The organism is Nostoc sp. UHCC 0252 (assembly GCF_034931145.1).
Lineage (GTDB): Bacteria > Cyanobacteriota > Cyanobacteriia > Cyanobacteriales > Nostocaceae > Nostoc.
On the sequence record NZ_JAYGHE010000128.1, the window covers coordinates 1 to 10121 of the forward strand.

3 protein-coding genes are annotated in these 10121 nt (G+C 42.7%); 1 reads left to right on the forward strand and 2 read right to left on the reverse strand.

Translation table 11 applies throughout. The features are described from left to right. Positions 1–147: 147 nt before the first annotated feature. Both VB732_RS34415 and VB732_RS34420 read right to left on the reverse strand, forming a co-directional pair. Complete coding sequence (locus VB732_RS34415; protein ID WP_323235300.1) at positions 148–1125, reverse strand: SDR family NAD(P)-dependent oxidoreductase; 978 nt, start codon at positions 1123–1125, stop codon at positions 148–150. A gap of 30 nt (positions 1126–1155) precedes the next feature. Further along, on the reverse strand, positions 1156–7752 hold the full coding sequence (locus VB732_RS34420; protein ID WP_323235301.1) for a HAMP domain-containing protein: 6597 nt from the start codon (positions 7750–7752) through the stop codon (positions 1156–1158). A gap of 404 nt (positions 7753–8156) precedes the next feature. Here VB732_RS34420 and VB732_RS34425 point away from each other — a divergent pair, with 404 nt between their 5' ends. After that, complete coding sequence (locus tag VB732_RS34425; protein WP_323235302.1) at positions 8157–9683, forward strand: glycosyltransferase family 39 protein; 1527 nt, start codon at positions 8157–8159, stop codon at positions 9681–9683. The last annotated feature ends 438 nt before the right edge of the window (positions 9684–10121 follow it).

Genomic DNA, 10121 nt, shown 5'->3' on the forward strand with positions numbered 1-10121 from the left:
AATTTAGGATACAAAGTTTTATGATCACAAACAGCTTGTTTTGGAATTGGGAATTGGGGAATTGGGGATTGTTTACGGATATTAAAGACTCGTTAACGGAGATAAAAGGTGGATGAACCAAGTTTTCTAACTTCTTCCCAATTCCCATTAAATTTTAGGCGAACTGAGGGCATTCAATAATAGTAGTGACCACGGTATTTTAATATCGGGTATGAGCGATGAATACTTTCTCAGTATTGGCAATGCAGTCGGTAGCACAAAACGTAGAGAACGTAGCGATGCAGGCCGATCGCCATTTTCATCGACAATTCCATATTTACTAGCTAGTTCAGCAACAATCTGCACACGTCCGGTATGGCGCATGATATTTGATTCACCAGCAAGTGCAGCAATCACCCGCCCAGTTAATAAGGGAGTTTCCCAGTTGTAGCGATCGCTAATGAATGAGTTTTTTTCCTCAGTAGTATCGGTTTGATTCATCTCAGAAGCAAAACGGGAAAAAAGCTCAGTCCCAACAATACCTGGCCAGATGGAAACAGAAGCGACATTATGGGGTTTTAATTCAATAGCCATATCAGCCGCTAGGCGATCGCACGCTGCTTTACCAACACCATAAGCTGCATTAAATATATAAGACATCCCCGCCCACGATGAAATGGTGCAAATTAGTCCAGAGTTCCGCTTGGTCATCATTCGGGCGGCAAAAACACTTGCGATATAGTGGCTACGAAGACCAACATTGTGGCTAGCATCCCAAATACCTAGTTCACAATTCCAAAAAGGCTGCCCGAAAGCGTTTCTTATTGCCTGAACTCCTGAGTAAGCATTATTTACTAGTAGATCGAGTTGTCCATCCTGCTCATCTTGGATGCGCTCAAATAGTAAACGCACTTGTTCATCGTCGCTGTGGTCTACTTGAACAGGAATGCACACACCACCGATTTCGTCAATAGCTGATTGGGTTTCACTAAGACTCCCTGAAACCCCATCACTGGAAGAGTTATTGAGGCTACGTCCGGTGACGTATACAGTTGCCCCAGCCTCAGCCAACCCAATAGCAATTCCTTTGCCAATTCCCCGTGTACCACCTGTTACCAACGCCACTTTATCTTCAAGGTTTTTCATAACTCCTCCTTCTCCCTGCTCCCTGCCCCTTTATCGGTATAGCCAAACACGCAAGAGTGAAAGCAGTTGCTCAGTATCTACGGGTTTGGTGATGTAATCAGATGCGCCTGCTTCAATGCACTTCTCGCGATCGCCTTGCATGGCTTTAGCAGTCAGTGCAATAATCGGCAAAGATTGAAATTGCTCGTTTTGGCGGATTAAGCGTGTTGTATCGTAACCATCCATTTCTGGCATCATTACATCCATCAAAACAACATCAATATCTGGTGTAGTTTCCAATAGGTTAATTCCCTCTCTACCATTTTCAGCGTATAAAACTTGTATTTGATAACGCTCCAGCATACTTGTCAGCGCGAAAATATTCCGCACATCGTCGTCTACGATTAGCGCTTTTTTGCCAGCGAGTAAGTGGTCTATGGAATGCAGTTGTTCGAGTATTTGTTGTTTTGGTGCTGGTAAATTTGCTTGGACTCGGTGTAAAAATAATGCTGTTTCATCAAGGAGACGCTCAGGCGATCGCACATCTTTAATGATGATTGTTTCAGCAATCCGCCTTAGTTCAGTTTCTTGAGCTTTGCTAATTTCTCTACCGGTGTAAACGATGATTGGCAATGTTTTGCCGTTAGGTAGAAGTTTAATCTGTTCGATTAATTCAAACCCGGTCATGTCGGGCAGCCCTAAATCAAGGACAAGACAATCAAAATGCTGGTTGCGGATGGCTTCTAGCGCTGCTGCACCAGTGCCAACAGCAATGGTAGAAACATCGCTATTGCCAATTAACTCGACAATGCTATGCCGTTGAATGTCGTCGTCTTCGACTACCAGTAAATTTTTTACCTGGCGTTCAACAAAACCTTTAATTTTAGTCAACCCCTCAGATATTGTCTCACTAGTTAAGGGTTTTTGTAGATATGCGATCGCACCTAGTTGCAAACCACGCTGTCTTCCTTCCTCAACTGTCATGATGTGTACAGGAATGTGGCGGGTATTTGGATCATGCTTGAGGCGATCTAATACCGTCCAACCATCCATTTCTGGCAACCTGATATCTAGCAAAATGGCTGAAGGCTGGAATTGCTGCGCTAGCGCTAAACCTGTACTGCCATTTTGGGCTGTTATCACCTTGAATCCATGTTGTTGCGCCATATCTATGAGGATACGGGCAAAATTTACGTCATCCTCGACGATTAACAAGACGCGATCGCCTACGGCAATAGTAGCGCGATCGTCATTAATCAGTACTGAGTGCTGAGTGGGGAGTGAGGAGTGGGGAGTGATGGATTGTGTTGATGTAGACTCAGGACTCAGCCCTCGAAACTCAGGACTTAATTGGGGGAAAAAGAATGTAAAGGTGCTACCTTGGCCGGGTTGACTTGTGAGTTTAATTTCACCACCGAAGAGACGGGCGATTTCGCGGCTAATTGATAAGCCTAATCCAGTACCGCCGTATCTCCGACTGGTAGAGCCATCGGCTTGCTGAAACGCCTCGAAAATAACTTTTTGCTTGTCGGGCGCGATGCCAATCCCTGTATCACTGACTGAGAAGGCGATGACATTTTGAGCGCTATTTAAAGTTACTTGGTCGTTGCTCCATCCCTGTTTTGCTAGGGCAATTCGCAAGCGAACTTCCCCTTGTTCTGTAAACTTAAAAGCGTTGGAAAGGAGATTTTTTAATACTTGTTGTAAGCGTTTGACATCTGTGTAGATGGTTGCGGGTAAGTCGGAAGTAAGTTCGATTGCAAAGGCAAGTCTTTTGTTTTGAGCGATTTGCCGGAAAGTACGCTCAATTTGTTCGCCCAAGTCTACTAAGGGCATTTGGGTCATGTCAATTGACATTGTTCCAGATTCAATTTTAGCGAGATCCAGAATGTCATTGATTAACGCCAACAAATCAGTACCGGCTGAGTAAATTGTCTGGCTATATTCAACTTGCTTGGCACTGAGATTGTGATCGATGTTATCTGCCAACAATTTCGCCAAAATCAACAAGCTATTCAACGGTGTCCGCAGTTCGTGGGACATATTAGCCAGAAACTCAGATTTGTATTTGGAAGAAAGGGCGAGTTGTTCAGCCTTGTCTTCTAAAGAGAGTCTTGCTTGTTCAATTTCCCGATTTTTGCGCTCGACTTCTTTCTTTTGCATCGCCAACAACTCTGCTTTTTCTTCTAACTCAGCGTTGGTTTGTTGCAGTTCCTCTTGCTGTCCTTTGAGTAAGTCTTCTGAAGTTTTGAGTGACTGGGCTTGTTGTTCTAAGCGCTTGTTGGTTTCCCGGAGTTCATTTTGCTGGGTTTGGAGTTCTTCAGCCAAAGATTGCGACTGCTTGAGTAATTCTTCGGTTCGCATGGATGCTGCGATCGTGTTGAGGACGATCGCTATACTTTCGGTAAGCTGGTCAAAGAATGTTAGATGAATTTCGCTAAAGCGGCGGAAGGATGCTAATTCTATGACTGCTGTCACCTGTCCTTCAAAGAGTACAGGTAACACCACGGCATTAAGTGGAGCCGCTTCTCCTAAACCAGAGGTAATTCTGACATAATCACTTGGTACATCCGTCAGCAGTATTCGCTCTTTTTCTAAAGCGCATTGTCCCACCAAACCTTCACCCAAGTGGAAGCGGTTAGCTAAATGTCTGCGTTCCCGGTAAGCGTAGCTACTAATTAGTTTTAAGAACGGTGTATTTTCCCCAGACTCCATCAGGAAGAATACGCCGTGTTGCGCTCCTACCAATGGTGCTAGTTCTGAGAGAATTAGTTTCGATACGGTTTCTAAGTCTCGCTGCCCTTGCAGCATTCTGGTAAACTTGGCTAAGTTAGTTTTTAACCAGTCTTGCTCAGTATTTTTCTGCGTTGTCTCCCGCAGGTTGGCAATCATCTGGTTGATGTTGTCTTTGAGTATTGCTACTTCGCCCAGTGCTTCGACGGCAATTGAACGAGTTAAATCACCCTTAGTTACAGCTGTAGCAACTTCTGCGATCGCTCGCAACTGAGTTGTCAGTGTAGCAGCCAATTCGTTCACGTTGTCCGTTAAATCTTTCCAAGTCCCAGCCGCCCCAGGGACTCTAGCTTGTCCTCCCAACTTCCCTTCGATTCCCACTTCCCGCGCTACTGTGGTTACTTGATTGGCAAATGTCGCTAGGGTATCAATCATCTCGTTGATTGTCTCTGCCAAGGTTTCAATTTCTCCCTTAGCATCTAGCATTAGTTTTCGTTTCAAGTCGCCGTTAGCAACCGCCGTTACAACTCTGGCGATACCGCGCACTTGTGCCGTTAAGTTCCCCGCCATCGAGTTAACGTTATCTGTTAAATCTTTCCAAGTCCCTGCAACACCTTGCACTTGGGCTTGTCCGCCCAACTTACCTTCAGTTCCCACTTCCCGCGCCACCCGCGTTACTTCACTTGCAAAGGAACTAAGTTGATCCACCATTGTGTTGGTGGTGTTCTTCAAGTCTAAAATTTCGCCTCTGGCATCGACGGTAATTTTCTTAGATAAGTCGCCATTCGCTACCGCTTTCGTAACTTCCGCGATGTTGCGAACTTGTCCGGTGAGGTTCCCCGCCATCGAGTTCACGTTGTCTGTTAAATCTTTCCAAGTCCCAGCTACTCCTCTGACGTAAGCTTGTACGCCTAATTTACCTTCCGTTCCCACCTCACGGGCAACCCTTGTTACTTCTGATGCAAAGGAATTTAGCTGATCCACCATTGTATTAATGGTGTTTTTGAGTTCCTGAATTTCGCCTTTTACATCGACAGTGATTTTCTTGGATAAGTCGCCGTTTGCAACGGCTGTCGTAACTTCGGCAATGTTCCGCACCTGTGCCGTCAAACTTCCCGCCATGAAGTTTACGCTGTCAGTTAAATCTTTCCAAGTGCCGGCTACACCTTTAACTTCTGCTTGTACGCCCAACTTCCCTTCAGTTCCCACTTCCCGCGCCACCCGCGTCACTTCACTTGCAAAGGAGTTGAGTTGATCCACCATTGTGTTGACGGTGTTTTTCAACTCTAAAATTTCACCTTTAACATCAACGGAGATTTTCTTAGATAAGTCGCCATTTGCTACAGCTGTGGTAACGGCGGCAATGTTTCGCACCTGTGCCGTTAAACTTCCCGCCATGAAGTTCACGCTGTCGGTTAAGTCTTTCCAAGTGCCAGCTACACCGCGCACATCTGCTTGTACGCCTAGTTTACCCTCACTTCCCACTTCACGAGCAACCCGCGTCACTTCACTTGCAAAGGAGTTGAGTTGATCCACCATTATATTGATGGTATTCTTAAGTTCCAGAATTTCGCCTTTGACAGCAACAGTAATTTTCTTAGATAAGTCACCATTGGCGATCGCAGTTGTAACTTCGGCAATGTTCCGCACCTGTGCCGTCAAGCTTCCCGCCATGAAGTTTACACTGTCGGTTAAATCTTTCCAAGTACCAGCAACGTCTTTGACTTCCGCTTGTACGCCCAACTTCCCTTCAGTTCCCACCTCACGCGCAACCCGTGTTACTTCACTTGCAAAGGAACTAAGTTGATCCACCATCGTGTTGATGGTATTTTTCAACTCCAGAATTTCACCTTTGACATCAACGGTGATTTTCTTGGATAAGTCGCCTGTTGCAACCGCCGTAGTTACTTCGGCAATATTCCGCACCTGTGCCGTTAAACTTCCCGCCATGAAATTCACGCTGTCAGTCAAATCTTTCCAAGTACCTGCCACTCCCTTAACTTCTGCTTGCACACCCAACTTCCCTTCACTGCCCACCTCACGGGCAACCCTTGTTACTTCTGATGCAAAGGAATTAAGTTGATCCACCATTGTGTTGATGGTATTTTTCAACTCCAGAATTTCTCCTTTCACATCCACAGTGATTTTCTTGGATAAGTCGCCTGTTGCAACCGCCGTAGTCACTTCCGCAATATTTCGCACCTGTGCCGTTAAACTTCCCGCCATGAAGTTCACGCTGTCAGTTAAATCTTTCCAAGTGCCAGCCACGCCGCGCACATCAGCTTGCACACCTAATTTACCTTCACTTCCCACCTCACGGGCAACCCTTGTTACTTCTGATGCAAAGGAACTAAGTTGATCCACCATGATATTGATGGTGTTCTTCAGTTCAAAAATTTCACCTCTGACATCAACGGTGATTTTTTTAGACAGATCACCATTTGCGATCGCAGTTGCAACTTCGGCAATATTTCGCACCTGTCCGGTGAGATTTCCCGCCATCAAGTTCACGTTATCAGTCAAATCTTTCCAAGTACCGGCCACTCCTGGGACTTCTGCTTGCACGCCTAACTTACCCTCAGTTCCCACCTCACGGGCAACTCTTGTCACTTCTGATGCAAAGGAATTAAGTTGATCCACCATTGTGTTAATAGTGTTTTTCAACTCTAAAATTTCACCTTTCACATCAACAGTGATTTTCTTAGATAAGTCGCCATTTGCAACAGCCGTTGTTACTTCCGCAATATTCCGCACTTGTGCCGTCAAGCTTCCCGCCATAAAGTTTACGCTGTCGGTAAGGTCTTTCCACGTACCCGCTACCCCGCGAACTTCTGCTTGACCGCCTAATTTTCCTTCAGCACCCACCTCACGGGCAACCCTGGTAACTTCTGATGCAAAGGAATTAAGTTGATCCACCATGATGTTGACGGTGTTTTTCAACTCTAAAATTTCGCCTTTCACATTGACAGTGATTTTCTTAGATAAGTCGCCATTTGCTACCGCCGTTGTCACTTCCGCAATGTTACGGACTTGGGCTGTTAAATTCCCTGCCATCAAGTTAACGTTGTCGGTTAAATCTTTCCAAGTACCTGCTACACCCTTAACTTCTGCTTGTACGCCCAACTTCCCTTCAGTTCCCACTTCACGCGCCACCCGCGTTACTTCACTTGCAAAGGAGTTAAGCTGATCCACCATCGTGTTGACGGTGTTTTTGAGTTCGAGAATTTCGCCTTTGACATCAACAGTGATTTTTTTGGATAAGTCACCATTTGCGATCGCAGTGGCAACTTCGGCAATGTTGCGAACTTGTCCGGTGAGATTTCCCGCCATCAAGTTAACGTTATCAGTCAAATCTTTCCAAGTGCCAGCAACACCTTGCACTTCGGCTTGAACGCCCAATTTACCTTCGGTTCCCACTTCCCGCGCCACTCGCGTTACTTCCGAAGCAAAGGAACCGAGCCGATCTACCATCGTGTTGACGATATTCGCGGTTTGCAGAAACTCACCTTGAAGGGGTCTGCCATCAATTTCTGTTGCGATCGTTTGCGATAAGTCACCATTGGCGACTGACCGAATCACCCTAGTAGTTTCAGCTGTTGGTTGAACTAAATCTGTAATTAGAGTATTGACAGAAGTAACGCAATCTGACCAAGAACCGCGAACATCTCCGAGAGAGGCACGTTCAGCAATTTTGCCTTCTTTGCCGACAACGTTACCGATCCGTTGTAGTTCCGCCGCCATTCGCTCATTTCGATCAATAATATCGTTGAGCGTATCAGCTATTTTTCCCGCTACACCAGTATGATCTATGGGCATCCGAGTAGAGAAATCACCTTGCTTAACAGCATTCAGGGTTCTCAGTAGCTGATTTAAATCTAGATTATCGCTGTCTCTAGTCAACTGTTCGGTTGCCATAACCTTATCCTTAATAAATAATAAATTTTTGTATTATTTGCGACCCGTACCCGCCTGATCTCCTTTCAGATGATGCTTAACATTTGTTGGACTTCAAGCAATAGTCGGGTGAATTTAACATTTAACTATTATGCACCTGCTGTCTGGATAGTAGTGCTGCTAGCACTCTCTGGAGTATCATAATCAATCATAGCTAGCTGGCAAATATTTCTCAAACAAATAGACGAGCCAGACAATTAGGGAATTTAAGTTTCATTAACTTTTACGTAAATGCAACGAAAATCAATTGATACTTGCCAACTGCGTAGACACGGGGTGACTTTTCGCAGACATTGCCTAATTGAACTAATCGTGATATTTTAATGAGCTTCATTATTATTACACTTCAATTGGAATAAGAATTTATGATTAATATTTCTAAATTAAGTAAGATTGACTTTTTAATTTTGATTGTTGTTGTCATAATTGGTGTTATACATTTACCTTTTCCTTTCTCAGGGGATCAAGCCCTATTTACAACAGGTGCTTTAGAAATGCAACAGGGAAAAGTACTGTATCGAGATTTTTGGGATTTAAAGCAACCAGGAATTTATTACTTTTACTTTTTAGCAGGAACTTTATTTGGTTTTAGTGAAATTGGTATCCATATATTTGAACTTATTTATATGGTACTTTTCTCTATCATATTGCAACTAACTCTTAAACCTTATTTTCGGCATCAGACAATAGCAAGCTTAGTGCCATTATTAACAGTTGGTACTTACTATGTTTCTTCATACCATCGGCAACTTACTCAAGTAGAAGGGCTAGTTGGGTTCCCTTTATTTTTATGTCTTTGGTTGACTTATGAATCTTTTAGTTGTGAAGGTAAACCAAGATTTTTTCAACTTTTGCTCTCAGGCTTGATGGGCGGAATAGTCTTAATATTTAAATTAATATTTTTGCCGATTTTAATTGGCTTTTGGCTAACTGTATTACTCCATTCCGTATTAATTAAGCATCATAAATTCAAAGAAAACATTATTGAGGTTTTGCTGCCAATTTTTATTGGAGTTCTTTTTCCTATTTTAGGTGTAGTCAGTTATTTTGCCTCGGTTGATAGTTTAGCAATTGTATATAAAACATTTTTTGTATATCCAAGTCAGGTGGTTGCTAGCGGTGATTTTAGTATATATAAGCTACTTTTTGGAACAGCATGGTTTTTAAAGAGTTTTGTAACTTTAATTTTACTAGCTATTGTTGCAGTAAATGTCTCATTGCGTCAAAGTAAAAATTTATTAACTTTGCTATTTGTTGTTTGGTTTATTTTTGGACTGGCTATTATTTTTTTACAAACTAGGTCACTATGGAGTTATCATTATTTACTACTATTTGTACCCACAGGGATTTTAGCAGCTAAAGGTTTAGATATATTATGGCAGCCTTTCAAAGAATCGAATTCACGACTAATTAAGATTTTGATACCAATTTTATTTTTATTACCTTTATTATTTAATTTGCAATCAAAGATTGTCGCCTTAGTTCAGAATAACTTTGCTTTAACTAAAGATACACAATTGCAATATCAGGCTGCATTTAGAAAAGATTATCCATCACTTCGTTCAGAGGTTGAATTTCTCTCTCAGCCAGAAAGTTTAGCTGGTGAGATTTTCGTTGCAGGCGATCCTTCTATTTACTACTTATCTGGACGAACTCAAGCAACATCATTAAATGCCTGGTCACTTGAATTATTTTTACCTGAACAATGGCCGCAACTTTTAAAGGAGTTAGATTCATCCAAGCCTCCTTATATATTTATTCTTGATAACTATCAGTCTTTGATTAGAAAAGAGTTTCCAAAGATTTTAGAATTGATTGACGAAAGATATCGTATTTTATCCAAAAGTAATGATGGTATTTGGTATATTTTAAACTATAAGAATCCGAGTTGAATTTTTAAAATATATAGGCATTTGTATAGCGCTGCACAGCCAAATTGATGCATTCTAAATAGAAACTATTGGTATTTTATTTAAGCTTTCCCTCGCTTCTTCCAGAGTCATTTCTTAGACATTTGCACCAGGTAACTCTTGAACGTAGCCAATATAGTGTTTCCTAGTCTGCTGAGGTACAAATATCTGCGTACCTCTGCGCTTTACTTCGCGTCCCTTTGCGTTTCAAAATATTATCTGTACCTCACTTAACTGGGAATCGCTATATACCAGTCTTGTACCTTTTCAAATACCGTAGTAAAAGAAAGAGTTTTCCATATAATTTTCTAGCTTAGAACACAAAAGTCAGCTTTATAACTTTCTAAGATATAAATCCTAGAACAATAATCCCTTGACGAGAAGCTCTACTATAGATTTTTGGTAATCTATGTCTAGGTA

Excerpts from the sequence above, each read along its gene's own strand:
- VB732_RS34415 (WP_323235300.1), bottom strand. The coding sequence starts at position 1,125 with ATGAAAAACCTTGAAGATAAAGTGGCGTTGGTAACAGGTGGTACACGG.
- VB732_RS34420 (WP_323235301.1), bottom strand. The coding sequence starts at position 7,752 with ATGGCAACCGAACAGTTGACTAGAGACAGCGATAATCTAGATTTAAAT.
- VB732_RS34425 (WP_323235302.1), top strand. The coding sequence starts at position 8,157 with ATGATTAATATTTCTAAATTAAGTAAGATTGACTTTTTAATTTTGATT.